This window comes from Acinetobacter rudis (assembly GCF_031157835.1).
GTDB classification, from domain to species: Bacteria; Pseudomonadota; Gammaproteobacteria; order Pseudomonadales; family Moraxellaceae; genus Acinetobacter; species Acinetobacter rudis_A.
The window spans coordinates 108,614-134,718 of record NZ_JAVIDR010000006.1 but is presented as its reverse complement, the minus strand read 5'-3'; the positions used below and the strand labels follow the sequence as shown (position 1 = coordinate 134,718).

The 26,105-nt window shown below is 39.0% G+C and carries 25 protein-coding genes; 10 read left to right on the top strand and 15 right to left on the bottom strand.

Annotated features, from left to right (window positions below):
- Positions 1 to 4: 4 nt before the first annotated feature.
- From secD to RFH42_RS08065, 7 genes are all read right to left on the bottom strand, one after another.
- Positions 5 to 1,903: a protein translocase subunit SecD gene (gene secD / locus RFH42_RS08095; RefSeq protein ID WP_308975088.1), complete on the bottom strand. Its 1,899-nt coding sequence runs from the start codon at positions 1,901 to 1,903 to the stop codon at positions 5 to 7.
- 55 nt (positions 1,904 to 1,958) lie between these two features.
- On the bottom strand, positions 1,959 to 2,288 hold the full coding sequence (gene yajC / locus RFH42_RS08090; RefSeq protein WP_016657513.1) for a preprotein translocase subunit YajC: 330 nt from the start codon (positions 2,286 to 2,288) through the stop codon (positions 1,959 to 1,961).
- Positions 2,289 to 2,387: 99 nt separating this feature from the next.
- Positions 2,388 to 3,521, bottom strand: a complete 1,134-nt coding sequence (gene tgt, locus RFH42_RS08085; RefSeq protein ID WP_308975086.1) for a tRNA guanosine(34) transglycosylase Tgt — start codon at positions 3,519 to 3,521, stop codon at positions 2,388 to 2,390.
- A gap of 239 nt (positions 3,522 to 3,760) precedes the next feature.
- Positions 3,761 to 5,701, bottom strand: a complete 1,941-nt coding sequence (gene mnmC / locus RFH42_RS08080; RefSeq protein ID WP_308975085.1) for a bifunctional tRNA (5-methylaminomethyl-2-thiouridine)(34)-methyltransferase MnmD/FAD-dependent 5-carboxymethylaminomethyl-2-thiouridine(34) oxidoreductase MnmC — start codon at positions 5,699 to 5,701, stop codon at positions 3,761 to 3,763.
- A 115-nt stretch (positions 5,702 to 5,816) separates the two neighbouring features.
- Complete coding sequence (locus RFH42_RS08075; protein ID WP_308975084.1) at positions 5,817 to 6,296, bottom strand: hypothetical protein; 480 nt, start codon at positions 6,294 to 6,296, stop codon at positions 5,817 to 5,819.
- A gap of 4 nt (positions 6,297 to 6,300) precedes the next feature.
- On the bottom strand, positions 6,301 to 6,603 hold the full coding sequence (locus tag RFH42_RS08070; protein WP_308975083.1) for a YciI family protein: 303 nt from the start codon (positions 6,601 to 6,603) through the stop codon (positions 6,301 to 6,303).
- Positions 6,604 to 6,613: 10 nt separating this feature from the next.
- On the bottom strand, positions 6,614 to 7,225 hold the full coding sequence (locus RFH42_RS08065; protein ID WP_308975081.1) for an inner membrane-spanning protein YciB: 612 nt from the start codon (positions 7,223 to 7,225) through the stop codon (positions 6,614 to 6,616).
- 45 nt (positions 7,226 to 7,270) lie between these two features.
- Here RFH42_RS08065 and RFH42_RS08060 point away from each other — a divergent pair, with 45 nt between their 5' ends.
- Positions 7,271 to 8,119: a PHP domain-containing protein gene (locus RFH42_RS08060; RefSeq protein ID WP_308975080.1), complete on the top strand. Its 849-nt coding sequence runs from the start codon at positions 7,271 to 7,273 to the stop codon at positions 8,117 to 8,119.
- A 27-nt stretch (positions 8,120 to 8,146) separates the two neighbouring features.
- Here RFH42_RS08060 and RFH42_RS08055 read toward each other — a convergent pair whose 3' ends face one another.
- Positions 8,147 to 9,067, bottom strand: coding sequence for a bestrophin family protein (locus RFH42_RS08055; RefSeq protein ID WP_308975079.1), 921 nt, complete (start codon positions 9,065 to 9,067; stop codon positions 8,147 to 8,149).
- Positions 9,068 to 9,311: 244 nt separating this feature from the next.
- Here RFH42_RS08055 and coaBC point away from each other — a divergent pair, with 244 nt between their 5' ends.
- Together coaBC and RFH42_RS08045 are read left to right on the top strand one after the other, a co-directional pair.
- Positions 9,312 to 10,562 (top strand): bifunctional phosphopantothenoylcysteine decarboxylase/phosphopantothenate--cysteine ligase CoaBC, encoded by a 1,251-nt coding sequence (coaBC, locus tag RFH42_RS08050; RefSeq protein WP_308975078.1) that lies wholly within the window; start codon positions 9,312 to 9,314, stop codon positions 10,560 to 10,562.
- A gap of 226 nt (positions 10,563 to 10,788) precedes the next feature.
- Positions 10,789 to 11,604, top strand: a complete 816-nt coding sequence (locus tag RFH42_RS08045; RefSeq protein ID WP_308975077.1) for an alpha/beta hydrolase family protein — start codon at positions 10,789 to 10,791, stop codon at positions 11,602 to 11,604.
- 86 nt (positions 11,605 to 11,690) lie between these two features.
- On the opposite strand, the gene secB is transcribed toward RFH42_RS08045, so the two are convergent.
- The 4 genes from secB to rsgA form a co-directional block, all read right to left on the bottom strand.
- Entirely contained in the window at positions 11,691 to 12,143 is a 453-nt protein-coding gene (secB, locus tag RFH42_RS08040) for a protein-export chaperone SecB (protein ID WP_308975076.1), read from the bottom strand.
- Between the two features lie 41 nt (positions 12,144 to 12,184).
- Positions 12,185 to 12,439, bottom strand: a complete 255-nt coding sequence (grxC, locus tag RFH42_RS08035; protein WP_016657500.1) for a glutaredoxin 3 — start codon at positions 12,437 to 12,439, stop codon at positions 12,185 to 12,187.
- A 10-nt stretch (positions 12,440 to 12,449) separates the two neighbouring features.
- Complete coding sequence (locus tag RFH42_RS08030; RefSeq protein ID WP_308975074.1) at positions 12,450 to 12,863, bottom strand: rhodanese-like domain-containing protein; 414 nt, start codon at positions 12,861 to 12,863, stop codon at positions 12,450 to 12,452.
- Between the two features lie 91 nt (positions 12,864 to 12,954).
- Positions 12,955 to 14,010 carry a ribosome small subunit-dependent GTPase A gene (rsgA, locus tag RFH42_RS08025; protein WP_308975073.1) on the bottom strand — a complete coding sequence of 352 codons (1,056 nt, stop codon included), beginning with the start codon at positions 14,008 to 14,010 and terminating at the stop codon, positions 12,955 to 12,957.
- Positions 14,011 to 14,136: 126 nt separating this feature from the next.
- Here rsgA and orn point away from each other — a divergent pair, with 126 nt between their 5' ends.
- The 6 genes from orn to RFH42_RS07995 all read left to right on the top strand — a co-directional run bounded on the left by orn (position 14,137) and on the right by RFH42_RS07995 (position 20,962).
- Positions 14,137 to 14,694 (top strand): oligoribonuclease, encoded by a 558-nt coding sequence (orn, locus tag RFH42_RS08020; protein ID WP_308975072.1) that lies wholly within the window; start codon positions 14,137 to 14,139, stop codon positions 14,692 to 14,694.
- A gap of 241 nt (positions 14,695 to 14,935) precedes the next feature.
- On the top strand, positions 14,936 to 15,670 hold the full coding sequence (locus RFH42_RS08015; protein WP_308975071.1) for a Bax inhibitor-1/YccA family protein: 735 nt from the start codon (positions 14,936 to 14,938) through the stop codon (positions 15,668 to 15,670).
- A gap of 513 nt (positions 15,671 to 16,183) precedes the next feature.
- Positions 16,184 to 16,714, top strand: a complete 531-nt coding sequence (locus tag RFH42_RS08010; protein WP_308975070.1) for a fimbrial protein — start codon at positions 16,184 to 16,186, stop codon at positions 16,712 to 16,714.
- 31 nt (positions 16,715 to 16,745) lie between these two features.
- A complete protein-coding gene (locus RFH42_RS08005) occupies positions 16,746 to 17,477 on the top strand; it encodes a fimbrial biogenesis chaperone (protein WP_308975069.1) in 732 nt (243 codons plus the stop codon).
- 15 nt (positions 17,478 to 17,492) lie between these two features.
- On the top strand, positions 17,493 to 19,994 hold the full coding sequence (locus tag RFH42_RS08000) for a fimbria/pilus outer membrane usher protein (RefSeq protein WP_308975068.1): 2,502 nt from the start codon (positions 17,493 to 17,495) through the stop codon (positions 19,992 to 19,994).
- Positions 19,991 to 20,962, top strand: a complete 972-nt coding sequence (locus RFH42_RS07995; protein ID WP_308975067.1) for a fimbrial protein — start codon at positions 19,991 to 19,993, stop codon at positions 20,960 to 20,962. Before RFH42_RS08000 ends, RFH42_RS07995 begins: the two co-directional genes overlap by 4 nt.
- 66 nt (positions 20,963 to 21,028) lie before the next feature.
- Here RFH42_RS07995 and RFH42_RS07990 read toward each other — a convergent pair whose 3' ends face one another.
- Positions 21,029 to 22,867, bottom strand: coding sequence for a sensor histidine kinase (locus RFH42_RS07990; RefSeq protein ID WP_308975065.1), 1,839 nt, complete (start codon positions 22,865 to 22,867; stop codon positions 21,029 to 21,031).
- 35 nt (positions 22,868 to 22,902) lie between these two features.
- Positions 22,903 to 23,586 (bottom strand): response regulator transcription factor, encoded by a 684-nt coding sequence (locus tag RFH42_RS07985; RefSeq protein ID WP_308975064.1) that lies wholly within the window; start codon positions 23,584 to 23,586, stop codon positions 22,903 to 22,905.
- Between the two features lie 227 nt (positions 23,587 to 23,813).
- Between RFH42_RS07985 and RFH42_RS07980 the strand changes: the two genes are divergently transcribed.
- On the top strand, positions 23,814 to 24,617 hold the full coding sequence (locus tag RFH42_RS07980; RefSeq protein ID WP_308975063.1) for an enoyl-ACP reductase FabI: 804 nt from the start codon (positions 23,814 to 23,816) through the stop codon (positions 24,615 to 24,617).
- A gap of 57 nt (positions 24,618 to 24,674) precedes the next feature.
- On the opposite strand, the gene RFH42_RS07975 is transcribed toward RFH42_RS07980, so the two are convergent.
- Positions 24,675 to 26,105: an efflux transporter outer membrane subunit gene (locus RFH42_RS07975; RefSeq protein ID WP_308975062.1), complete on the bottom strand. Its 1,431-nt coding sequence runs from the start codon at positions 26,103 to 26,105 to the stop codon at positions 24,675 to 24,677.

The following is a 26,105-nucleotide window of genomic DNA, read 5'->3' as shown; positions in this document are numbered from 1 at the left end:
TCTCCTATATGCTCAACTTTTTCAAGTTACGTTTTTTGCCATAGATGATTTGTACAATGCCTCGAGTAACGGTAATAGCCGTAAACATTGAGCACATGATACCGATCATCAAAGTGACGGCAAAACCTTTAATCGGACCAGTACCAATTAAGAACAAAATAGCAGCAACTAACATTGTGGTTAAGTTGGAGTCAAAGATGGTGTTATAAGCTCGATCATAACCAGCAACAATTGCTTGTTTAGGCGAGGCTCCCCATTTTATTTCCTCACGTATTCGTTCACAGATGAGTACGTTGGCATCGACAGCCATACCAATGGTAATCACGATCCCGGCAATACCCGGTAAGGTGAGTGATGCGCCTAACCAAGACATAATTGTCAAGATCATTGCAAGGTTAAGTACTAAGGCAAAGTTTGCGATCACACCAAATAGGCGGAAGAATACCACCATCCAAAGTGCAACTAAGATGAACCCGACTTGAGTAGATAATAGGCCTTTGTCGATATTTTCTTGACCTAGACTTGGACCAATAACACGTTCTTCAACGAAGTACATTGGTGCAGCTAAAGCACCGGCACGTAGCATTAAAGCCAATTCATTGGATTCTTGTACTGACATACCATTGATGACAAAGTTTGAACCTAGTACATCTTTAATCGTTGCAGCACTAATGACTACAGATTCGGTATATGGCGTACGAACTTCAACAATTTCACCTGTTTCAGGGTCAGTAATTGAAGAAATTTTTTGTTTACTCTCAATGAATAGTACTGCCATACGTTTACCAATGGCACTACGTGTTGCATCAGCCATTAGCTTACCACCAGCACTGTCTAGATTGACAGAGACCTGTGGTTGGCCACTTTGTTGCTCGTAAGTGGTTGAAGCACCTTGAACGCGTTCACCAGTTAAGATTCGAGTACGGTTAAGTAGAATTTGTCTACCACTGTCTAGAGAATCTAATGCAAATGCTTCAGTACCAGCAGGTAAAGTACCTGTCGGTTTTCCAGTATATGGATCAATCACTTGATCATTAAGATCAGAAACCATACGGAATTCAAGATTCGCAGTACGGCCTAAAACACGTTTTGCTGCTGCAGTATCTTGTACACCAGGAAGTTCAACCACAATACGGTTGCTACCTTGAGTTTGTACAACTGCCTCAGATACACCTAATTCGTTAATACGATTACGTAAGGTCATTAAGTTTTGGCTAAGTGCGCCAGACTGAATTTCCTGTGTTTTAGTATCACTATAAGTAAGTTTTAAAATTGGCCCATTTTCAGTTGCCAAAGACTGTTGGTTAAACTGATTACCACCGTTGCTACGTAAAAAATCTGCTGCTGCACTACGGTCTTCATTGTTGGCAAATTGCAGAGTGATGACGTTGTTGCTAAGCGTTAAATTATTAAATTTTAGTTTGTTCTCTCGCAATTGACGACGTAAATCAGTTGCTGAGGTTTCCATACGCTGTGCGATGGCTTTGTTCATATCAACTTCGAGTAGGAAATGTACCCCACCACGTAAGTCTAAGCCGAGTTTCATTGGTTTGGCGCCAATTTTTTGCAACCATTCAGGTGTGGTTGGTGCCAAGTTCAATGCCACAACATAGGTGTCCCCAAGCCCAACACGTAACGCTTCTTGTGCTTTAAGCTGATCAGTTGTAGAACCTAAGCGGAGTAAAGCGGCGTTATTGTTAAAACTGTTGTCGTGAGTTGCTATTTTCTCACTATTTAATATTTGCTCTGCCTTTTGTATCACGCTTTGGTCAATGGTAGTACCAGCTTTGGCACCAGAGATTTGAACCGCAGGCTCATCAGGATACAAACTAGGCAGTGCATATATTGTACTGATCACGAGAACAACCAAGATCAGTAAATATTTCCATGCCGGATAACGCATTTGCTTTCTTCTTAAAATTAAAAAAAAGTCGTGCTCTCACACGACTGATTTATGATTAGAGATTGTTGAGTGTACCTTCAGGTAAGACTGAAATAACACTAGCACGTTGGATTTTTACTTCATTGCCACGACTAAGTTCAATCACAGCAAAATCACCTTCAAGCTTGATGATACGACCCATTAGTCCACCAGCGAAAACGACTTCACTGCCTTCACCTAGGCTTTCAATCAAAGAACGATGCTCTTTGGCACGCTTTGATTGAGGGCGCCAGATTAAAAAGTAGAAAATTGCAACAAAAACAGCAATCATCAATAAGTTTGCCATCATACCTGGACCTTGTGCAGTTGCATCTGCAGCATGGGCAGTTGAAATAAATAAACTCATGGTTATATCCTAAAGTTAAAAGTGGGTTGTCGTTTCAGCTGACATTTAAATCAATTTGTTTTGCAATTTACCTTGTCTTGAGAGACAGCGCAAATACTGTCATTGTTCATCTTCAGGACAAGGTGGAACTTCTAATCCACGACGTTGATAAAAATCAGTCACGAAGTCATCAAAAGTCCCATTGTCTAAGGCATCACGAATTTGTTGAGTAAAACGTTGGTAATAACGTAAATTATGAATTGTACCCAACATAGAGCCTAACATTTCTCCACACTTCTCTAAATGGAATAAATATGCTCGTGTGAAGTTCTTACAGGTATAACAATCACAGTGCGGATCAAGTGGGTTTTGGTCATGACGATACTGACTGTTACGAATACGTACCAAACCATCAGTCACAAAATAATGGCCATTACGTGCATTACGTGTAGGCATTACACAGTCGAACATATCTACGCCACGACGGATCGCTTCAACAATATCTTCTGGTTTACCAACACCCATTAAATAGCGAGGTTTATCCTCCGGCATTTTAGCAGGTAAATAGTCCAATACTTTGAGCATTTCTTCTTTAGGTTCGCCTACAGATAAGCCACCAATCGCATAGCCATCAAAGCCAACTTCAAGTAAGCCATTTAAAGACTCATCACGTAAGTCTTCGTACATCCCACCTTGAATGATACCGAATAGTGCATTGGGGTTACCATTTTCTTCATGCGCTGTTTTACAACGTTTTGCCCAGCGTAAAGATAATTGTAATGACTTTTGTGCTTCTTCATGTGTTGCAGGATAGGGAGTACATTCATCAAAGATCATGACGATATCTGAATTGAGTACACGTTGAATTTCCATTGAAATTTCAGGTGATAAAAATACTTTTGAACCATCAATTGGAGAACGGAAAGTCACACCTTCTTCTTTGATTTTACGCATTGCACCCAAACTAAATACTTGGAAGCCACCAGAGTCAGTCAGAATAGGTTTATCCCATTTGATAAACTCATGTAAACCACCATGTTCTTTTATGACATCAAGGCCAGGACGTAAATAGAGATGGAAGGTATTGCCTAAGATGATTTGCGCTTGAATTTCTTCAATATCGCGTGGCAGCATGCCCTTAACTGTACCGTAAGTACCAACAGGCATAAACACAGGTGTTTCTACGACACCATGTTCTAAACTAAGGCGGCCACGTCGGGCACGACCCGACTGCGCTAACTTTTCAAACTTCATAAACTATCCGAATCAAGGCGAAAAAACAGTTCGCTGATAAATTGTTGCAAAAGGAGAATATTTTCACTGATTTTCTATATGAAAGCCAGCAAAGTTACTTATTTTAAACCACTAAAATTTTGTTTATTTTACAAGATACTCGCAAATAACTTAGCTTGAGTAATATCACCAAAAGTAGTGTTTGTTAGTCAGAGTTGTAGAAGCCAAAATGATAAGACTTCTACAAAAAATTGTTTATTTTAATTGAGGTGCTCTTTATCTATGGCTGGCGTTGTTTTAGAAAAATAGGGCTTTTTTTGCTTAACTTTTTTTCTAAAACGTTGGGGATCCAGCTTATGTACAAGAGACTGGGGTATTGGGCAAGCCTCAGCTAAAACTAAGGCAGCAAGAACCTCACTACAAAGAGGGGCAAATAGGAAGCCCTTAGAGCCTAGACCTGCAAAGGTATATAGAGGCTGTTGTATTGGGGCTGTCGCTTGAGATTCTGGAATTGCACCCACAAGTGGAAAATAGTCTGGACTCTGAGCACGAATAGAAGCACGCCCTGACCAATGTATAATTGGGGCAAGTTGTTGTGCGAAATCTGCTGCAACACTGTGGATAAGTTCATAGTTGTGCACATGATCTTCTTCCAGTACTTGATCATCTTCACGATTAGGGTAAAAGGAAGCACCCAGAATGAGCTGTTGTTGATCGAGTTGCATACAATATCCGCCATAACTAAAGGCTTGATTGAGTGCTAAAGTATGGCCAGCATTGTTTAACCAGCTTACCTGACCTCGAATTGCTTTTAATGCTGGGTATTGATGAGCCTCATTGTGCTGAAATAATGTGGCACTGGCTTTTGCACAGCAAACAATGACTTGATCGTAATTGCTCCAGATGTTCTGTTTGTCTTGCAATTGCCAAATATTAGGCGCAGTTTGCGTGGCGGAAATAGCGGTAATTTGTGCACAATGAAATTGAATATTTGGATGCGCTAAAATTTGTTCAGCAAGTTGTTTGGGAACAATAGCACCTGCCTGATTTAAACATAAACTAGCGAATTGATTGCTAAGAGGTGTTTCCGCAGGGCGATGTGCGGTGACTACATTTGAAGGATATTGTTCTGCTAATTCTAGTAGGTTTTCAGCGTCCTTTTGTGCGAGTTGATAAATGCTCAAAGGGCGAAAGCCTGTAAATTGTTGGTAATGGCGCTGCGCATATTGCCAAGATAAAGTCATGAGATGTTCATGACTTTGTGCAATTGGGCAGAGTTTGGGATTAAGCAAGGCAAGCGGATTGCCTGATGCGCCAGCAAGCGGAGCATTTTGATCAAATAGGTCAATCTGATGATGACGTTGGGCAAAGGCCCATGCCACGCTTAACCCTGCTACACCTGCACCAATGACAGCAATACGTTGTTGTTGTCTACTTTTTCCTAAACGTGGTGTTGTTATCTCAACATGGGGATCTGGCCAAATTGCTTTGAGCATTTCTCGTTTATGTCCAAAACCGCGTGGACGACTAATTTGAATACCATGTTTGCTTAGTCCGCGTTTTAGCACACCAGCTACACTAAAGGATGCAAAAGTGGTACCCACTGTTGATAGCCGGATAATATGATCTAGTACTTTTTCTTCCCAAAGTTCAGGATTACAGGATGGGGCGAAACCATCTAAGAACCAAGCATCTACATAATGTGTGGCAGCTAAATTGGGGAAAACATCCTGTGCATCGCCAAGCCATAAATCGAGACTAAAACGTTGTTCTGGAAAATGCAGTCGGTGACAGCCTGCAATTGCCAAAGGGTACTGTTCGATTAGTTGTGTAGAAAATTCACTAAGCTCAGGCCATGCTGCAAGCGCTCGACGTAAGTCTGCTTGAGTTAGTGGGTATTTTTCCACGCTTATGGCATGTAAATGGCTGTGATTATTTGGGCGGACTTTTTGCCAGAGTTGCATTAAAGCCAAAATATTTAAACCCGTACCAAAACCTGTTTCAGCAACACAAAAATAATCATGATTTGATAATGATGCCAGACGTGTTTCGAGCTCATTCCCAGCAAGAAAGACATGCCGAGTTTCTAGTAAGCCATTGTCTTTAGAAAAGTATACATCACCAAATTGAGTGGAAATTGGAATATCAATCCCATCAATACGCTGCCAATCTAAAACTGCGGTTTGTATGTGATTTGACACCAGATTATCCTTTCAATGAATAAGAAATGAAGAAAGATATCTGATCAAATGGAGATTTGATCAGATATCTTATGCTTAAGTTTTAAATATAGGCGCTGTTAAACGAAGTGGGAACTTACCACTGACGTCGACGTTTGGTGTAAATATATCCAGCAATGATGAAACCGAGTATTACACCAGCAGCAAGAGTGGCAGCACCGTAAAGAAACATTTGTGCGCTACTTTCACTTTGTAAAACTTGAACTTGAACAGCTAAATTGTCATTTTTAAGTTGTAATTCTTGATTCTGAGTTAAAGCATCTAAATTTGCTTTTTCAAGCTGTTGTAGACGAGAAGCTTGGTCTTTAACTAAAGCTTTGACCTTGGCATCTTGCTGTGCCTTATCTTTGGCAATATCTTCTGCTGTTGGGGCTTTATTGACAGTTGGTGTATTTGTAGCTGCTGGTGTATTTGTAGCAGTTGCTGTATTGGTGACTGCAGTGCCAGCAACCGCAGTAGCAGCAGGCGCTGCTACTGTTGGGGCAACACTTGGCACAGCCCAAGCCGTGCTATGAATACCAAGGAGTAGGGCAAATGTTGAAATAAAAGCACGCATAAAACTATCCTTTAGGCAGTGCTTTATTAAAAGGTTTAACCTCAATTGATGCATAAACACCTTCAAGTAAGAAAGGTTCATGTTTCAACCATTCATCCAATTCGGCTCGACTATCAAATTCAACAATCATCGTGCTGCCATAAAATCCAGCTTGAGGATTATCATGTTGCTTTGGCATAGCACCAGCGACAATTAAACGGCCTTGAGCTGCGAGTTGTTCTAGACGTTCAAGGTGTCGAGGACGTACTGCTAGGCGTTTTTCAGTTGAATTTTCATTGTCCGTACATGTAATTAGAAACTGCGGCATGAGGCTACTCTTAATCTGTATTTTTAAAATTGCGACGCAAGAAAAATAGTATAGCAGCTAGATAGCTAAGTGATACGATAATATCACCAAAGGCAGTGAATTCGCCCCAATATTGACCATTTAAATAAAGGAAGCCGAAGAAGTAGTGTAGGGCCGCGAGTAAAAAGAATTGACCACACCAAGCATAGTTAAGTTTTCTCCAACCTGCTGGGGTAAGTTCTAATACTGATCCTAATAATTTTTGAATAATCGGCAAACGTTCTTTGTTGAATAATGGTGTGATGAGAAAGCCGAAACCAATGCCTAAGTTAATAATAATTGCTTTGAGCTTAATATAAGTAATATCACTAAATGCTAAAGTTACACCGCCAAAGATTATCGTCATTAAAACGATAAACCACTGCATTTTTTCTAGTTTAAACTTTTGTGCAAAGAACAAAACACCGTAGACAACAAGGGTTGAGATCAGAAGTGCACAAGTAGCAACTAAAATGTGGTTTTGGTCAGTATTTCCAGCACTTCCTACTAGTTCTAATAAAGGGTGATGACTATCTTTAGGGTCAGTCGTTTTATAGAAATAAAAGAAAATAATAATCGGTAGATAATCGAACAGCGCTTTCATGCTAAAGTACAGTCATTGAATTGGTGAGATAGCATAATACAAACCATGATTGGTGTCGATTTACATACTCATAGTAATATTTCAGATGGGCGATTAAGTCCTGAAATGTTGGTAGATGCCGCTATAGCAAAAGGGATTCATACGCTTGCTTTGACTGATCATGACAGCATGGATGGTGTAGTGCGTGCCCAGATAGCAGCACAACAGCAGGGTATTCAGATTATTTCTGGTGTTGAAATCTCAGGCCAATGGTCTAGACCTTCTACGAAGAAAAGCTATGGTGTACATATTGTTGCACTGAATATGCAAGCACCAGATGCGTTAGAACAATTATTATTAAAACAAAAAACAATACGAGCTCAGCGCGCTGAAGAAATTTGTCAGCGATTAACCACATGTATACAAAAAGATATTTATAATGACGTATTGGCTAAAGTAGAGCAGATGCCTGAACGTATTACACGTGCACATATCGCACAAACTTTACTTGAACATGGAATTGTTAGGCGTTTACAGCAAGCTTTTGACTTGTATTTAAAACAAGGTAAAAAAGCTTACGTTCCTTTTGTTGGGCCAAATATGGCAGAAACCATTGAGGTTATTCATCAAAGCCAAGGTGTTGCTGTACTGGCACATCCTACTCGTTATGATCTTTCTGCAACCAATGTTCGCTTTATGTTAGAACTCTTTGCACAAAGTGGTGGTGATGCAGTGGAATTGCCTCAGCGAAGTGAGCCTGCTGGCACTCGCCAAATGATAGATCGGTTGATCGCCCAACATCAGCTTAAAGTTTCTATTGGCAGTGACTTTCATGGTGAACATATGCCGTGGTTAGCCTTAGGTAATGTCCCAGAACTTAAAACCGGACAAGAAGGTATTTGGCATAGTTTTTAAGTTGTTATATTTTCTTATTCAGCTCTATTAAAGTAGATTATTGTCATTATCATTGGCAACAATTGGTGGCGGTGTTGGTTTACCTAAAGTACTTAATAATTCAATTTCAATGGTTCTTACCATAGAGTCTAAGGGAAGATCATTGCTTTGAGTGCCAAAGGGTTCTTCAATCTCAGTACTTAAAGCATCAAGTCCTAAAAAAGTATACGCCAGTATGCCCACCAATAAAGGTGTCGCTAAACCTAAGAGTGAACCTAAGCTAAAGGGCAACAGAAAACAGAAAAAATATACTGTGCGGTTTAACAACACCGAATATGCATAGGGCAGTGGTGTAGTCGCAATTCGATCACAACCTGTTTGTACTAGGCTTAAATCTGTAACATGTTGGCTCATTTGTGCATAGATAATATCTGAAATCTCGCCTTCTTTTAGCGCCTGCATGAGCTCCCATTGAATTAGACCCAAAGTATATTGTGGTGCATTAATTTGTTGATAAAGCTGGGTGATAGCTTGTTGACTCATACCACTTGTTTCCATTAATGCATCTGGGTTTTTGATTTGGTGGCGTAAGCGGTCACGTAATAGGTTTGCAAAAACAATGACGTGCTGAATAATTCGTTCACGACGGCCTTGTGGGAAAATACGGCAGTTACGGTCAAAGTGTCTTGCTGTTGCTATAAGGCTGCCCCAAAGCTTGCGTGCTTCCCACCAGCGGTCATAACAAGCTGTATTTTTAAATCCTAGAAAAATTGAAAGGACAACACCAATGAGTGTAAATCCAACGAGAGGAAGCTCTGGAAAACGATATATATTGGTATATTCAATACCGCCCACAATTGCTGAAATCAACATTACAATACCCAAAGGGGGTAAAACCTTAGGTAAAATAGTACCTCGCCATGAAAATAATAATTTTAGTGTATCGTTTCGATTTTCTCTAACAATCATGTGATAAGTATCATTAATTTTTTTGTTGATCTTGCGTACTTCATTGCAACTTGTCAATACGTTAAGTTGTCGAAAGTTGGTTTTTTGCTGGTTTGGATCTAAGCGTTGAATGAACAATATTTTGCAGAGTCAAATAAGTATTTAATCGAGTTGTTTTAAATGTATTTTTATCTAATCAATGACTTGGGATGGCGAATATTTAATGCTATTGTGAGCGCCATTGTAATGAAAAAGTGAGCAGCTTGTGAGCTTCGATCTGAGTGTGATTTCAAGTAAAAATATCCTTCTCGCCGTAACTGGGGGTATTGCAGCCTATAAGAGTGCAATCTTGGTTCGTCGATTAAAAGATTATGGCTTTAATGTTCGTGTTGTTATGACTCATGGTGCACAGGCATTTATCCAACCTCTTACTTTTCAAGCACTGTCAGGGAATCCTGTTCATACCGAGCTGTTAGACCCTGAAGCAGAAGCTGGCATGGGACATATCGAATTAGCACGTTGGGCAGATCTATTATTGGTTGCCCCTGCAAGTTGTGATAGTTTGGCTAAATTTTCTGCTGGTTTGGCTGATGATTTATTAAGTACTTTGTATCTGGCAACCAAAGCTCCAGTGTGGGTTGCTCCTGCAATGAATCAGCAAATGTGGGCAGCAAAAGCAACTCAGCGTAACTTAAACACCCTTATTGATGATGGTGTACATGTCATTATGCCGGAGTCAGGTTCACAGGCTTGTGGTGACGTTGGGTTAGGACGAATGCCTGAACCTGAAGATATTGCACGACAAGTAAAGCTATATTTTCATCAAGCTGAGCGAGCGATTGCAGAGAAATTTGGCTTACTTGCAGGACAACGTGTTGTGATTACAGCAGGGCCAACACGAGAAGCAATAGATCCAGTACGTTATATTTCTAATCATAGTACAGGCAAAATGGGCTTCTCAATTGCAGCGGCTTGTTATGCTGCTGGTGCGAAAGTCACCTTAATTGCTGGACCGGTGAGTTTAGATACCCCGAATGGTGTTGCACGTATTAATGTTGCCTCTGCACAGCAAATGCTTGAAGAAAGCTTACAAAGTTTAGAGCGTGGCTGTGACGTGTTTATTGCTACAGCAGCAGTTGCTGACTATCGAGTGGCAGAGGTTGCAGAACATAAAATTAAAAAATCGGGTGATGAACTGGCCGTTGCGTTAGTGAAGAACCCAGATATTGTTGCCACAATTGCGGGACAGGCGAAGCGTCCATTTATGGTTGGTTTTGCAGCAGAAACACGTAATGTAGAAGCTTATGCAAGTGAAAAACTCGTTGTGAAAAAACTAGATATGATTGCATGTAATGATGTATCTCGTGCAGATATTGGCTTTGCATCAGATCAAAATGCAATGACCGTGTTTTTTGCAGAGCATTATCAAATGGAGAAACGCGAGCTGGAAAAAGCATCTAAACAAGAAATTGCACAACAACTGGTTGAAGCTATTCACGATGCTCGCGTGAAGTAAATATCTTAATTCGTTGATTTGCGCCTCTTGATTAAAAGGGGCAAACGTGAATGCGCAGTGGGCGTGTTCACGATGCTTTATCAGGCTGAATTTAATGGTTTACCTAATGATGAGGTGAATGATTTTAAGTAGAAGTCAATAAAACTATACATTCATTTAAATTGTTATACATCTATCTATATCAGCATTATGCTGTTTAAGGTTTATTCATTTAGATAGGGATACCATGCAGCAGCTTAGTATAGATCGAGGGACAGAACGATTTAACCTTAGTTACTTTGCGGCAAAAGAGAGTGAAAAATTATTATTAATTTCTCCTGCCACAGGTGTAAAAAAACATCTTTACAGTGCATTTGCAAGATTTATGCAAGAACAAGGTTATTCAGTATTAACATGGGATTGGAGTGGTATTGGGGACAATTTGCACGGCAATGTAAAAGATTGTTCGGTGAATATGCGAGACTGGGCAGAAAAAGACCTCAATGCTGTCATAGAATTTTGCCAACACAACTTTAGTCAGCAACGCTTATATTTACTTGGCCATAGCTTTGGTGGGCAAGCTTTAGGATTAGTCAAAGAAATTAAATCTATTCAAGCCATTTGTACAGTCGCTACTCAGCATGGCTATTGGAAAAATTGGCCAAAGTCCAAACAAGCCAGACTAATTACCTTATGGTTTGCAATGATTCCTGGTTTAACGCCATTATTTGGTTATTTCCCATCAAAGAAAGTCGGTTTAGGCGAAAATCTTCCGAAAGCAGTAGCTTTACAATGGGCTAGTTGGGGGCGTCACCCACAATATTTGAATGATTTTGATGGTCATCGAAAAATGACACAGTCTATTTTAGCGTATTCGATAGAGGACGATTTTTTTGCACCGCAACACGCAGTGCATATGCTGCATCGTGAGTATGCAAATTGTGATGTCCAGTATCGTCATGTTGAACCTGCAGAACTAAGTATGACGCAAATAGGCCACTTTGGATTTTTTCAAAAAAAAACAATGTGTACCACTTTGGCAGGAGATCGCTACATTTTTTGACCAACAAGATGCCATAGTATCTTGAATTTATAGAGAAAATAAAAAGGACTGATAAAAATCAGTCCTTTTTTTTGTGATAAAGAAACTTAAGCTTGGCCTTCAGCTGCAGTTTCTTGAGCACGTTGTAAATTAGCTTCAAACTCAGCATCAAAGTTAATTGGTGTGAGTAATAATTGAGGGAAGCTGCCTTTAGTTACAAGGTCATTCACTGCTTCACGTAGGAATGGGAACAAGATGTTCGGGCAGTAAGCACCAAAAATGTAAGGAAGGCGATCTTCTTCAACATTGTCAACCAAGAAAATACCTGATTGAGTAACATCTACGATAAACGCAGTTTCACCAGCATTTTTAGCTTCAACCACAACTTTTAATGAAATTTCATAATGTGTTGGGTCAATTTTTTCTGCAGCTGAACTGAGATTAATATTCAGTTCTGGTTGCCATTCTTTTGTAAATACAGCAGCCCCAGGAACCTCAAAAGAAATATCTTTAGTATAAAGACGTTCTAAAGCTAATTGTGCTTGTTGTTCTTCACTCATTGTTTAAATTCCTAAAATTAACATTGAATCTTGGTTATGGTTTATATAAGTTGATCAAGTTTACCTTCACGATCAAGTTGGTATAACTGATCAAAACCGCCTATAAATTCATCATTGATGAAAATCTGTGGCACTGTACGGTGGCGTGTTTTTTCCATTAACTCAACACGGACTTCTGGTGCTTCGTTTGATAAGTTGATTTCGGTATAGGCTATGCCTTTACGCTCTAATAGTTGTTTCGCTCGTACGCAGTAAGGGCATACAGAGGTAGAATATACTTTTACATTAGCTGACATCATGTTTCCTTTAAGCTTTTTTGGCTTTAACTAGTGGGAGACCTTGGGCTTTCCAGTTGCTAATGCCACCATCTAAACGATAGCTGTCACTATGTGATACTTGTTGTAAGGCACTACCCGCAACTTGACCCAGATTACAAATAAAAACCAGTGGACGATCTGTTGATTTAAGTTCTTCAACATGACTGTTCATTTGACTATAAGGAATATTGCGACTACCACTAATATGACCTTCACGGAAATCTTTTGCATCACGTAAGTCAATCAACATCGCATTTTTAGCTTTGACTAAAATGCCTAAAGATTGTGGGGAGATCTTACGGCCATTACGTTGACCTTCAAAAACGAAGAACAGTACGATTAGTACAGCCAACAGACCAAATAGAAATGGGTGGTTACCCATAAATTCGAACCAACGTTCCACAATTCACCTAATTACAATTCAAAATTGTCCAAAGTATAGCGCATATATATGGTGATCAAAATCACTGCTTCAAGTGTATAGGCGCAGAAAATTAATTTTTTTGTTGCTCAGTAATCTCTTCAAGTAATCTTAAGTAGCTTTCTAAGCGTCGAGATAAAATTTTACCCTCACTGACGGCTTGTTTTAACGCACATTGTTTTTCATGAGTATGAGTACAGTTACGATATTGACAGTAGCCTAAGTGAGCTGAAATTTCAGGAAAACCTTTATCAATTTTATCTAATGTGAGATGCCATAGCCCAAATTCACGAATACCAGGTGAGTCGATTAAAGCACCATTTTCACCAAAAGCAATGAGACGTGTTGAAGTAGTGGTGTGTTGCCCTAGAGCTGAATTTTCTGAAATGATATTAGTCTTTTGCAGGGCATCCGGCACGATATGATTAATAATAGAGCTTTTTCCCACACCAGATTGTCCAACAAATGCAACTGTCTCCCCATCTAATCTTTGTGCTAGTGCAGAGAGATCGCCGTGGGATTGGCACTGCATCACTTCATAACCCAGAGCTTGATATTGTTCGATCAGTTGATAGATTGGATCTGCTTCAGTAAGTAGATCGACTTTATTGAGTAGCAATAAAACGGGAATATCTGCATCAGCACAAGCAACAAGATAACGATCAATCAAGGTAGGAGCGGGTTCTGGTAGTGGTGCAAAAACAATGACAATTAAACTGATATTTGCAGCAACAGGCTTAACTTTATGATAACGGTCAGGGCGTGTCAGTAAGGATTGTCGTGTGTGGATTGCAGTAATAATGCCTAGGCCGGTATTGGGATCTGCTTGCCACTTCACTCGGTCCCCTGTAACGAGCATGTCTAAATTAGTCCGCGTGTGACAACGCCAGATGCTCCCTAATTCAATTTCTTTCCAAAAAGCCTCAGGTTCACCTATGGCTGTATCTGGGCGTACTGGCAGTTGTTCTGGAAGAGAAAGTGCTTGGATTTCGAGTTGACGTCCGTAGTGTTGTACCACTAGACCTTCTAAGTCGTGGGATGTATCAATATCCTCTTGACGTGCTTTTTGCTGTTTTTGAATACGGCGTTGCTGTTGTTCAGTCAGACGTCTTTTACGAATTAAAGCCATTCATATCCTAATCATACCAATACGTTGATAGTGGCAAAAATATCATGTAAGCGTCACTAATTACAGCGAATGACTAAGAAATTTGCTAGTATATTGGTTTTTTACTCTGATGAAGATTATAAGTTTATGAGTAGCACGCCTGATTCACGTTTGATTTGGATTGATCTGGAAATGACGGGTCTAGATACAGATAAAGACTATATTATTGAAGTTGCTACAATCGTAACCGATGATAATCTTAACATTTTGGCTGAAGGCCCAGTATTGGCGGTGCATCAATCTGACGTAGTGCTCAATGCAATGGACGAGTGGAATACCCGTCAACATGGTCAATCTGGCCTTATTGAGCGTGTACGTCGTAGTAAATTGACTGCTCAAGATGCGGAACAACAAACACTTGAGTTTTTGAAAAAATGGGTTAATCCAAAGACATCACCAATGTGTGGCAATTCGATCTGCCAAGATCGTCGTTTTTTGCATCGTTTAATGCCAGAGATGGAGCAATATTTTCATTATCGTAACTTAGATGTGTCATCAGTAAAAGAATTGGCTAAACGCTGGCGCCCTGAAATTATGAGTGGTTTAAAGAAAAATGCATCTCATCTAGCGATGGATGATATTCGTGATTCGATTGCTGAACTTAAATACTATCGTGAATATTTTTTCATTATGAATAAAGACTAAAACTTGAAACAAAACGCTTTCATCAGTTTGTCTTAAATTGACATGTACTATGCTGTATTGAACACAGGGTTGTTGCTTGACCCTGTGTTATATTAAAGATTGTTTGGCTGTGATGGTCAGACTCATAAAGATATGATCTAAATCGATGTAGTCAGTGAGGTATCTCGACTCAATTTTTTCGATTATGGGTCAATTGATCAAATTTTATGTTATAAAATTCAAAATATTTTTCGAGTAAATTATGCAAAGTCAAAATCCTATCTTTAATCGCGTTGAGACGCATGCTGATTTTAGTCAGCCAATGACTGTTCAAGGCGCTATTCAAAAATCAGTTTTGTTGACCGTGATTGCAGCAGTGGTCGGCCTATCATTATTTCTTTATAGCTTTTTAACATTAAATATCCAATTGGCCTATGCTGGCGCAATCGTTGGGGCAATTGGTGGTTTTATTTTAGCCCTAATTACTACATTTAAACCGAATACTGCACGTACTTTAGCGATTCCATATGCTTTATTTGAAGGTGCATTTTTAGGTGGTGTATCGGTAATTTTTCAAATCAAATTCCCTGGTGTACCTTTGCAAGCTTTACTTGCAACTTTTGTTACCACTTTAGTGATGTTTGCTTTGTATCGTATGCAAATCATTCGTGCTACTGAAAAATTCAAAGCTGTGGTGATGTCTGCCACGATTGCCATTGCTCTGGTGTTTGTGGTGCAAATGGTGATGAGCCTAGCATTTAGTTCAAGTATTCCTTATGTGTTTGAGAGCAATTGGTTGGGTATTGGCTTTGCAGCATTTGTTGCAGTGATTGCTTCATTGAACTTAATTCTTGACTTTGACTTGATTGAAAATGCTGCTGCTCAACGAGCACCTAAAGCGTTTGAATGGTTGTGTGGTATTGCATTATTGGCAACCTTAGTTTGGATGTATTATTCATTTTTACGTTTATTAAGCTTAATTCAAGGTGATGACTAATATTGTCTGATCCAATGTTAAAAAATGCGCCGATTATGGCGCATTTTTTTTAGATGGAATTTTATTGTTAATTATTAAGGATAAAAGAATATTTCTAAGGCTGTTATTTTGTTAATACATTTTTAATGTGATTTTTTTCACATAAATAATATAAATGTTATTGTTAAACACATTATTATTAAGATTGATTTTAAATAAATTTATATTAATAATTTAAATACATTTAATTAAAAATATTAATTACTTTGAATACATTATTTTTTAATAAAGCTATCCCTATTATTGGGTATATTTAATATTTTAATTAAATATAACCATATGAAAATAAAGAAAAAATACCAAATTCTAGGGATGTTTTAATAAGGTGGGAAAGTATTAAATTGAACACATACCACATCGGTATAAATATCCAGAAGATTTATTAATGGTCTGGTTAAATTAATATTTGATTTCAATTTTTGAATTTCTGCATGGAATGAGAATTGGGGTCTTTGATATCAAATGGGATTTAAAATGAATAAACTTCTTAGTTCTTTATCGATGCTTTCATTGTGTTTATATGCAGGCTCAAGCTTTGCGGGTACTACAGGTAAGGTTAATTTTCATGGTTATGTTTATGGTCAAACATGCCAAGTAAAAAATACTTCTGAAAATCAACATGTATTTTTACCTTCTGTACGCTCTTCATCTTTGTTAACAGCAGGTGCAACTTCAACTGAAAGTGCAAACTTTAATATTGAATTTGTAAACTGTACAGCTGGGGTAACGGCTGGTGTTAAATTCGACCAAGTGAATGTGAACGGTACAACAGGTACTTTGAAAAATACTTTTACTGGTCCTTATGCAGCGGATAACGTTGATATTCAAATTATGGCAAATGGCCAAACAATCAATTTAGCTCAACAGGATAAAAGTCATTATAAAGAAGCTTTAGTTGATGATGCTGTTGTTAGCTATCCATTTGTTGCACGTTACTACGCAACAGGTAAGGCAACTCAAGGTATTGTAGATACTTATGCTACATTTAAAGTTGACTATAAATAATTATTTATATTTAAGCTTTTGAAGGTGTGATATGTTTGCAAAATCAATGAGTTATGTTGGTGCTTTTGCTGTGATTTGGGGCTCTAGCATGATGACGAATGCTGCGATTATCATTAATGGTACGCGGGTCATTTATCCAGGTAATGAAAAAGTCGTAACGGTTCAGGTGAAGAACGAAGGTGATACACCAGCGATGATGCAATCTTGGATTGATGATGGTGATGCAGATATCACACCGGATAAAATTGAAGTTCCTTTTGTGTTGACTCCTCCCGTAAGTCGAGTTGATGCAAATACTGGACAGAGTATACAAATTTCATTAGTACATCATCAATTGCCACAAGATCGTGAATCTGTTTTTTGGCTCAATATATTAGATATACCTGCTAAACCTAAGCTAAAGGAAGGCGATCAGGTTAAAGATCAAAGCTTGTTACAGATTGCTATTCGTAGCCGAATTAAATTGTTTTATCGTCCAGCCCAACTTGCTGAAAAAACAGTATATGCACCCAATGATTTGCAATGGAATAAAGTGGGGGACGAGATTGAGATAAGCAATCCAACTGCATATTTTGTCAATATTTCAAGTTTAAAGACGGTCAATACAGCTCATTCATCTATTGAGTTAACCCCTGAAGGGCTCATGATTGCACCATTTCAACAGCAGCGTATTTCTCTCAAAGATCACTCAGTCAAAAGCTTAGAAATGGAAAGCATTAATGATTATGGGGGCATGAATCAACATAAGATTGATTTAAAGTAATTAAAGAGGGCAATCATGGGTAAATTAAAATCCAGCTTTAAAATCAAGCTGTTGACTCATTGTTGTCTACAGATGGGTTGGTTTGCTGCTACTTTTCCTCTGTGTTTAGTCGGAACCAATATATATGCAGCATCTAGTTATGCCGAATTTGATCAATCAATGTTATTTGGAGCTGCAGAAGGAATTAAACTTTCTGACTATGCGTATGGTAATCCAATCCATGAAGGTCGATATTTACTGAATATTTATGTTAATGGTCTATGGGTTGGGCGAAAAGAGTTAGAATTTAAAGCATTAGATGCTAACCAAAATGTTGATCATTGTTTTGAGCTTGAGCAATTAACTCAACTGGGTGTTAATCTTAAAAAAGTTAAACCCCAGTCACAGTGTCAGATACTTTCAAGCTGGATGGATAATGCCAGTGCTCAATTTAATTTTAATGAAATGCGTTATGACATTACTATTCCTCAATTTTATATGAAACATAATGTTCGTGGTTTTGTATCACCTGAATTGTGGGATCGTGGAATTAATGCTGGATTTTTAAGTTATAACTTTAATACGCTACAAACTCGTTATGATCACGAAAGTACAGACTCTCAATATTTAACATTGAATGCTGGAATAAATCTAGCAGGATGGCAGTTACGCCATAATGCTGTTGCTACAAAACAAAATGGTATAGGCACTGAATACAACAGTATTAATAGTTATGCACAACGTGCTTTTCCTGGTTTGAATGCAGTACTTACTCTTGGTGAAAGTTATACTTCGGGTGAGTTATTTGATAGTTTTGCATTTACTGGCGTACAGTTACGTAGCGATGATCGAATGTTGCCTGAAACTCAAATGGGCTATGCACCTGTAATTCATGGCGTTGCACAAACACAAGCTATGGTTGAAATCCGTCAAAATAACCAACTCATTTATCAATTGTCTGTTGCTCCAGGAGCATTTGTAATTGATGACCTATACCCAACTGGTTATGGTGGTGAGTTACAAGTGACAGTACGTGAAGCTAATGGCCAAATTCAACGTTTTAACGTGCCTTATGCATCAGTATCCAAGATGTTACGCCCCGGTAGTACACGTTTTGCTCTGACTACAGGTCAGGTACGTGATAAGAATCTTAAACAACAAGATTATTTTGTACAGGGTGGGTATCAGCGCGGTATTAATAACTTTGTGACAGCCTATACTGGAACACTTTTAAGTGAGCATTATCGTGCTTTACAGCTGGGTAGCGCATTTTCAACATCTTTAGGGGCGATTTCATTTGATGTTACTCATGCGGATACAGATTTGCCCAATTCTGAAAAGAAAAGTAGCCAAGGGCAAAGCTACAAGCTTGGCTATAGTAAATTTTGGCGACCGAGTAATACCAATTTAAGTTTAGCAACTTATCATTATTCGACCTCAGGTTATTATAATTTTCAAGATGCTATTAATACGCAAGATAATTTGCGTCGTGGATTGTCTATTGATAGGCAGAAGCGTTATAAAAACCAATATGAAATAACTTTAAACCAAAACCTTCCCAAAGCTTGGGGGAGTATGTACTTGATTGGATCATGGCGTGATTATTGGGGACAATCACAAACACAGTCAGATTTCCAGTTAGGATATAGCAACAGCTATAAACAATTAAATTACAGTATCTCTGCACAAAAAGTGTGGGATGAGCAAGGAAATAAAGATAACCATTATTTTCTCACTTTATCATTACCTTTAGAGGTTAAAAAACGTAATTTAAATTTAAGTCATACTACTTCAGACTATGGTAATAATAGTAGTATTTCAGGTAGTTTTGATCGCGATAACATTTTTGGTTATGGTTTAACTGCCTCTGATTTGGGATATCATCATCGTGCTATAAGCGCAAATGTACAATACCGTAGCCCTTATGCTACAGCCGCTGTTTCTGCAAGTCGTGGACAGGACTATAATCAATGGGGAGCGACTCTAACAGGCGCTGTCGTTGCTCATGCTGATGGCGTAAGTTTTAGCCCTGATATGGTTGATACCATGGTTTTGGTTAAAGCTGATCAAGCGACAGGAAGTGCAGTTAATAACAGCACTGGATTAAAAATAGATTATCGTGGCTATGCAGTCATACCCAACGTCACACCATATCGTTTAAATGAAATTTCAATTGATCCTAAAGCAGCTTTATCTAAGGTTGAGTTATTATCAAATCGTATAGAGCTTGCTCCTTATGCTGGTGCAATTTCACGGGTTGAATTCAAAACAAAAACAGGTTTCCCATTATTGATTAAAGCTAAGCGAAGCTCTGGAGAATCTTTGCCTTTTGCTGCTAATGTTTATGATACAAAAAATCAGCTTGTAGGGGTGGTAAGTCAAGCAAGCCAAATTATGTTACGTACCGATCAGCCTAGTAATACACTCTATGTTAAGTGGGGGGATGCTGAAGAGCATCAATGCCAAGTATCTTATGTACTTACAGCAGAATCACTTAAAAAAGAAGGTTATCAATTCGTTGAGGGGCAATGTCAATGAAGAAAAAATATTTATTCACTGTCGTTGCAGTGGGATTGTTTGCATCAAGTCAAAATATTTGGGCAGCATGTAGCATAGGCACACAAATGCCACAGAAGCTAGATTTGGCATTTGGCACGATTGCACCAGACCCGAAACTTGCGATTGGTGCTGTAATTAGCTCACGCAATTTTTCCTTGGCCCAACTCGAGCAAGTCCATCCTCAATGTGACTCATCAGGAGGCATGATTAAAGCAGAGATCACAGGCAGTCAGTTAACATCATTCGCTCATGTGTATAGAACCAATATTAAAGGCGTTGGCATCCGCTTCTTGCAAGCTTCACAGTCCCCAGTTAATTTTCCCTTTCAAACCCCAGTCCAAAGTAATATAAAGCAAGGGTTGGGACAACAGCTCACAGTTGAGCTGGTTAAAACAGAGAATGTCATAGGCAGTGGACCTTTGGCAGCCAATATTACAACGCATTACTACCTAGATGCAGATGGCCCAAGCCGACCTTTTTTAACGACTCAGTTACAAGCTAATAGTACGGTGTTAAATCACCCAACATGTGGTTTTAGTGATCAGAGTATTAATCAAACTGTTAATATGGGGACATTGAGGTCTGGACAGTTGACAGCTGTTGGAGCAACTGCAGGTGAAAAACAGTTTACCGTGGGATTTGTTTGTTCACCTGGTCATGTACCAAACTATGTTAGTGTGAAGTTTGACTATCAAAGAGATGCAGATGCAATTAACCCCAATGTAGTAAAAAATAGCACAGCAGAGGGTTTTGCTCGTGGTGTAGGTATCGCTTTACAGGTAGGTTCCCCTTTTTATTCGCCATTAGTAGCGGGTAATACACTAGGATATAGTAATTATAGCTACCTTCCAGAGATTCGATTGAGCGCGAGTTATTATCAAACTTTACCGAAAATTACGCCTGGGCAAGTTTATGCCACCATGACAATGAGCATGACTTATCAATGATCAATCGTTGTAAGTATTGGCCTAGCATATTTCCTAAACTCTCTAAACATATATCTTGAGTGTGGTTTAGTTTGGGTTCGGTAAATGGTGATGTTGACGACATAAAATCACTTCAATAACGGTCTGGCCTGCTTGTGATCGGATATTTAAAATACCTCCTATTCTTTGAACACGTATTTGCATACTATGTAAGCCTACATGTAGACCTGTTTGTACCATATTAGGATCAAAGCCTATGCCATCATCCTCAATACGCAATGTCATTTCTTGTTGCTGATGGTGTGACAAACTAATGTGAACATTTTGGGCTCTACTGTGTTTAAGGACATTGGTTAATGTTTCTTCTGCAACTCGAGCCATGGTTAAAAATTCTAATGCTGTAGGTGGCACAGGCCATTGCTGCGGTATGTCCCAATTTGAGTGTATATCGAGTTCATCAAAGATTTCTATAAAACGGCGCCGTAAGGGTGCTGCCCAAATAATTGGAGATTCAGGAACCGCAACGCCTAGGCTTGATCCTGAGTCAATGATTTGCCTGAGGTCATTACGTAATAACTTTAAGATGGACATAAATTGTTGTTTGTTAAACTGTTCAGCTTTATCAACTAAAAACATTGAGCGTACTAGAGAGCCACCCAGTCCATCATGTAGTTCATGTGAAAGGTGAATACGTTCTTGTAGACGAATATTTTCTATTTCGAGTTCATGCTCGTTTTTTAGTGCTTGTTTTAATTCCAGTTTTTTTTGTTCAATATTGTGTGCGAGTTGTTGGTTAAAGTTTTCTATACGGTTCATATTGTGTGCAATACGCCAAGCTAAAATCAAGGCAATGGCTAAAGTCATTAAAGGGGCACTAAAGGGGGTAATGAATATACCCATTTGATGTTGTAGAAAAATTTTAGCGACATCATGTATGCAGATGATAATGTAAAGTAAAAAAACTAAGGCTAAAAAACGCACTTCTGGATGCTTGGTTCTAAGAGCAATCCATTGGAAAAATAGGCAATTGAAAAGAAAAAGAACAACGATATAAATAAAGCCAATAAATAAAGCGAGTCGTAAATGATGATTTGATGCAAAGACAAGATAAAGGCCGAGTAAGATTGAAATACCCCACAACACAATTTCAGTTTTTTTAAATTTTAGATTGGCAAAGCGCCAACTAAAAGTGATAAAGCATAAGTTATATAGTATGAGGATACACAGATTAACTTTAGAAAATTGTATGGTATCGCTATGGGGAAAAGTGGTCAGGCTTAGGATATTGTAGACAAAGAGCGCCCAAAAAAATGAAGTGAGTGCAAACCAGCCAAAGGTCGATTCTTTGGATCTGAGTAGCCAGATGATAAAAGCAATGATGCCTAAGGTGAGCGAGGCAACTAGGTTGATAAAGTATAAAGTACGATGAAAAAATGCATAGTGTTCATGTTGATCAATAATGGCTTCGGGGTGCCCTAAAAGAGTTTCACCAAGACCAGGTGTTTGAGTGGCAACACCAATAACTTTGATATCAAGCTGGTTAAGACCAGTGTTAAAGTTTGCAGGGGTCAACATCCAGTATCTAGGAGCATTCCAGCTGCGACTTAAAGGTTCTACTAATGCACGATCTTTCCAGATGAGTTGTTGGTTTAAATACACTTCACCTGCCATGCTAATACTGTGTATTGCTAGAGCGATAGGTGTATTTTGAGTGCTGTCACATTGCTGTGACCAGAGGATTTGATACCAGACTGGGCCACTATAACCTTTCCAACGATTCTCCCACCGATCTGGTAGATTGACATCAACCCAGTGTCGAGTAGCTAGCTCAGGGGCATCTTGAGTTGCGCGGATGTGCTTTAGCTGAGCTTTACATTGATGATGATCAAAATGCAAAAACTCTGTAGTTGATGCATGCAATGACATGCTCATTAGACAGCATAAAAATACCCATAAACAAATTAATCGAGTAAGCCTAAATTGCGTGCGGTATCGACAGCTTTGGTTCGGGTGCATACTGCAAGTTTCCGATAGATGTGTTTAATATGCGACTCGACCGTATAGCGAGAGAGGTTAATTTGGTCTGCAATTTCTTTGTTACTTAATCCAGTCGCAACCAGTTCTAAAATTTGTTGTTCACGATTAGTGAGTATCTTGGTTATAGCCTGTTGGGGGCTTTCTTCACAAGCTTTTTTTTCTTCTAAATCAAGTTGTTTTAAGATTTTTTGTGCCATAAATGGGTCAATGGGTGCGCCGCCTCGTAGTACACTACGAATCGCCATAGCAACTTCAATGTCATCTCGTTCTTTGAGTACATAGCCAGTTGCGCCAGATTTAAGCGCCTCAAAAATCGCATCTTCAGTGCTCCAGGCAGAGATGACTAAGATGCCTATAGACGCATCATGTTTTCTTAGGTAACGGATAAATTCATTACCGCTACCATCGGGTAGACCTAGATCAATCAATGCCAACGAGACACGATGTAATTTATAGAGTTCTTCTGCTTGCTTAAGTGTTTGTGCAAAAATGATATCGTTTGCTTGGTAGCCAATAAATTCTAAAATTTCTTTTAAACGTGCTTGCATGAGTGGTTCATCTTCAACCACCAATACAGGTACAGGAAAAATTGACTCGCTTTGCTGCATAACTTCACTCTCACATCATTCTATGTATTAATTTGCCTGATAAATACTATTGTGAATATACCTATAACTGGGGATTCGTATTGTTTAAAGTTCATAATAGCTGTATTGCCTAGTTTTAGGCCATAATCAGAAAAAAATCAGCTAATTTTTAAAAAAGATGCATTATGCAATTTCGAATTTTTTCTAAACTTGGCATCATGAGGCAAATTAAATTTGAGTAAATAAATATGGCACAAGGACTTTTAGCAGGTAAACGTTTTCTTATTGCTGGTATCGCAAGCAAACTTTCAATTGCTTTTGGTATTGCACAGGCGTTACATCGTGAAGGCGCTGAACTTGCTTTTACTTATCCAAATGAAAAATTAAAAAAACGTGTAGATGAGTTTGCAGCACAGTTTGGTTCAACTTTAGTTTTTCCTTGTGATGTTGCTGTTGATGCTGATATTGATCAAGCTTTTGCTTCTTTGGCTGAACATTGGGATGGTTTGGATGGTGTAGTACATTCAATTGGCTTTGCACCAGCCCATACTTTAGATGGTGACTTTACTCAAGTTACTGATCGTGAAGGCTTCCGTATTGCACATGACATCAGTGCATATAGCTTTATTGCGATGGCACGAGCAGCAAAACCATTATTACTTGCTCGCCAAGGTTGTCTATTAACTTTGACTTACCAAGGTTCTGAACGTGTATTGCCAAACTACAACGTTATGGGTCTAGCGAAAGCATCACTTGAAGCTGGTGTGCGTTACTTGGCTTCTAGTTTGGGTGAAGAGGGTATTCGTGTAAATGCAATTTCTGCAGGCCCAATCCGTACTTTAGCTGCATCAGGTATTAAATCTTTCCGTAAGATGTTGGATGCTAATGAGAAAACTGCACCGCTTAAACGCAATGTTACTATTGAAGATGTAGGTAATGCGGCATTATTCCTTTGCTCGCCGTGGGCAAATGGCATTACAGGTGAAATTTTGTATGTTGATGCAGGTTTCAATACTGTGGGCATGAGTCCAGAGTTGATGATGGGTGAATAAGCCTACATAACAAAAAAATCAGCACATTGTGCTGATTTTTTTTGTCTTGAATGGTGTTTAAGAGACTGCTTTAGGTAGCTGAGTGATTGGACTACCGCCGAGAGCTTGCATTAAGGTGACATAAGCACTGTATTGGCTTTGCTTTAATTCAACCAGTGATAAACGTGCATTACGTGTTGTGGTTTGTGCATCAAGTAAATTTTTTAGCGGAATTGCACCATTTTTATAACGCACTTCGGTTAGATATTCGGTTTTAATTGCCAAGTCAAGATTACGCTGTTGTGCTGCGACTTGTATGGCCAGTTGGTTTTGGGCAGAAAGTGCATTTTCAGTATCCGCAAATGCCTGATAGAGCGTTTTCCGATATTGTACAATAGCCTTTTCATAGTCTAACTTGCTAATGTTGATATTCTTTTTCATATCATTGTATTGCAAGAAGGGAAGTGTTAAGCCTGCACCTAAAGTTGCCACTGGATTTTTTAATACATTCGTCAGAGATGTACTGCTTCCAATACCAACACCTGTACTGAGCGTGCCAGTTAAACTAATTGAAGGATAATAACTGGCTTTTACTGCATCTTTATTCGAAAGTGCTTGTTTCAAACGAAGTTCAGCTGCTCGCAGGTCTGGTCGACGTGCCAAGATTTCAGCAGGGAGTCCAGCAGCAATGACTGGTAAAGTCGCTTGAGGAAGACGCTGCGGTTCTTGAATGTTGAGCTGTTGTACTGGAATTTGTAGTAGTGCAGCTAAGGCAGTACGCGTTTGCACTAGCTTTTGCTGAATTTGACTTAAATTGGCTTTCTGACTTTGTACAGCCTGTGCAGCTTGAGCAAGATCAAGCCCTGAAACAGCACCATTTTTATATTGGTTGTTGACCAACTGATAGAGTTTTTCAGTTGTGGCTAAGCTTTGTCGCGCCGTTGCATCACTTTCATGATAATAACCAAGCTGCCAGTACAATGTTGCCGTTGTGGCAATCAGCGTTTGAGCTGTCGCTTGTAAATCTGCTTCTGTTGCAACAGCAGCCCATTTTGCGGCTTCAGTTTGATTGGCAAGTTTCCCAAACAAATCAATTTCATAACTAAGCTGTGGATAGCCAATATTAATTCCAGTATCACGATGCCCAGAACCATCAAGCTCAAATTGATGGCCTAATCCAACACTGGCATTACCAATTCGAATACCTTGTTTATCGGTTGCAAGACCTGCTTGTAGCCAAGCTTGTTGTAAGTTAATACCTGCGATGGCAAGATCGGCATTGCGCTCAATAACACGTTGTACCAGTTGGTTAAGTTGTTGATCTTGAAAAAGTGTCCACCATTGATCCGCATAAGCTGAGCTTTGTAGGCCTTGCTCATTTCGATTGGCAAACTCACTTGGGACACTAACTGCAGGTGCTTGATATGGTGTTTTTACCATCGCACTACAGCCAATAAGCAATTGACTCAGTAAGGCAATACTCAATAAGGGTTTAAAATGACGCTGCAT

What these genes read in the sequence shown, in the direction of transcription:
- secD (WP_308975088.1), bottom strand. Translation starts at nt 1,903, where the DNA reads ATGCGTTATCCGGCATGGAAATATTTACTGATCTTGGTTGTTCTCGTG.
- yajC (WP_016657513.1), bottom strand. Translation starts at nt 2,288, where the DNA reads ATGAGTTTATTTATTTCAACTGCCCATGCTGCAGATGCAACTGCACAA.
- tgt (WP_308975086.1), bottom strand. Translation starts at nt 3,521, where the DNA reads ATGAAGTTTGAAAAGTTAGCGCAGTCGGGTCGTGCCCGACGTGGCCGC.
- RFH42_RS08075 (WP_308975084.1), bottom strand. Translation starts at nt 6,296, where the DNA reads ATGCGTGCTTTTATTTCAACATTTGCCCTACTCCTTGGTATTCATAGC.
- RFH42_RS08070 (WP_308975083.1), bottom strand. Translation starts at nt 6,603, where the DNA reads ATGCCGCAGTTTCTAATTACATGTACGGACAATGAAAATTCAACTGAA.
- RFH42_RS08065 (WP_308975081.1), bottom strand. Translation starts at nt 7,225, where the DNA reads ATGAAAGCGCTGTTCGATTATCTACCGATTATTATTTTCTTTTATTTC.
- RFH42_RS08060 (WP_308975080.1), top strand. Translation starts at nt 7,271, where the DNA reads ATGATTGGTGTCGATTTACATACTCATAGTAATATTTCAGATGGGCGA.
- RFH42_RS08055 (WP_308975079.1), bottom strand. Translation starts at nt 9,067, where the DNA reads ATGATTGTTAGAGAAAATCGAAACGATACACTAAAATTATTATTTTCA.
- RFH42_RS08045 (WP_308975077.1), top strand. Translation starts at nt 10,789, where the DNA reads ATGCAGCAGCTTAGTATAGATCGAGGGACAGAACGATTTAACCTTAGT.
- secB (WP_308975076.1), bottom strand. Translation starts at nt 12,143, where the DNA reads ATGAGTGAAGAACAACAAGCACAATTAGCTTTAGAACGTCTTTATACT.
- grxC (WP_016657500.1), bottom strand. Translation starts at nt 12,439, where the DNA reads ATGTCAGCTAATGTAAAAGTATATTCTACCTCTGTATGCCCTTACTGC.
- rsgA (WP_308975073.1), bottom strand. Translation starts at nt 14,010, where the DNA reads ATGGCTTTAATTCGTAAAAGACGTCTGACTGAACAACAGCAACGCCGT.
- orn (WP_308975072.1), top strand. Translation starts at nt 14,137, where the DNA reads ATGAGTAGCACGCCTGATTCACGTTTGATTTGGATTGATCTGGAAATG.
- RFH42_RS08015 (WP_308975071.1), top strand. Translation starts at nt 14,936, where the DNA reads ATGCAAAGTCAAAATCCTATCTTTAATCGCGTTGAGACGCATGCTGAT.
- RFH42_RS08010 (WP_308975070.1), top strand. Translation starts at nt 16,184, where the DNA reads ATGAATAAACTTCTTAGTTCTTTATCGATGCTTTCATTGTGTTTATAT.
- RFH42_RS08005 (WP_308975069.1), top strand. Translation starts at nt 16,746, where the DNA reads ATGTTTGCAAAATCAATGAGTTATGTTGGTGCTTTTGCTGTGATTTGG.
- RFH42_RS08000 (WP_308975068.1), top strand. Translation starts at nt 17,493, where the DNA reads ATGGGTAAATTAAAATCCAGCTTTAAAATCAAGCTGTTGACTCATTGT.
- RFH42_RS07995 (WP_308975067.1), top strand. Translation starts at nt 19,991, where the DNA reads ATGAAGAAAAAATATTTATTCACTGTCGTTGCAGTGGGATTGTTTGCA.
- RFH42_RS07990 (WP_308975065.1), bottom strand. Translation starts at nt 22,867, where the DNA reads ATGTCATTGCATGCATCAACTACAGAGTTTTTGCATTTTGATCATCAT.
- RFH42_RS07985 (WP_308975064.1), bottom strand. Translation starts at nt 23,586, where the DNA reads ATGCAGCAAAGCGAGTCAATTTTTCCTGTACCTGTATTGGTGGTTGAA.
- RFH42_RS07980 (WP_308975063.1), top strand. Translation starts at nt 23,814, where the DNA reads ATGGCACAAGGACTTTTAGCAGGTAAACGTTTTCTTATTGCTGGTATC.
- RFH42_RS07975 (WP_308975062.1), bottom strand. Translation starts at nt 26,105, where the DNA reads ATGCAGCGTCATTTTAAACCCTTATTGAGTATTGCCTTACTGAGTCAA.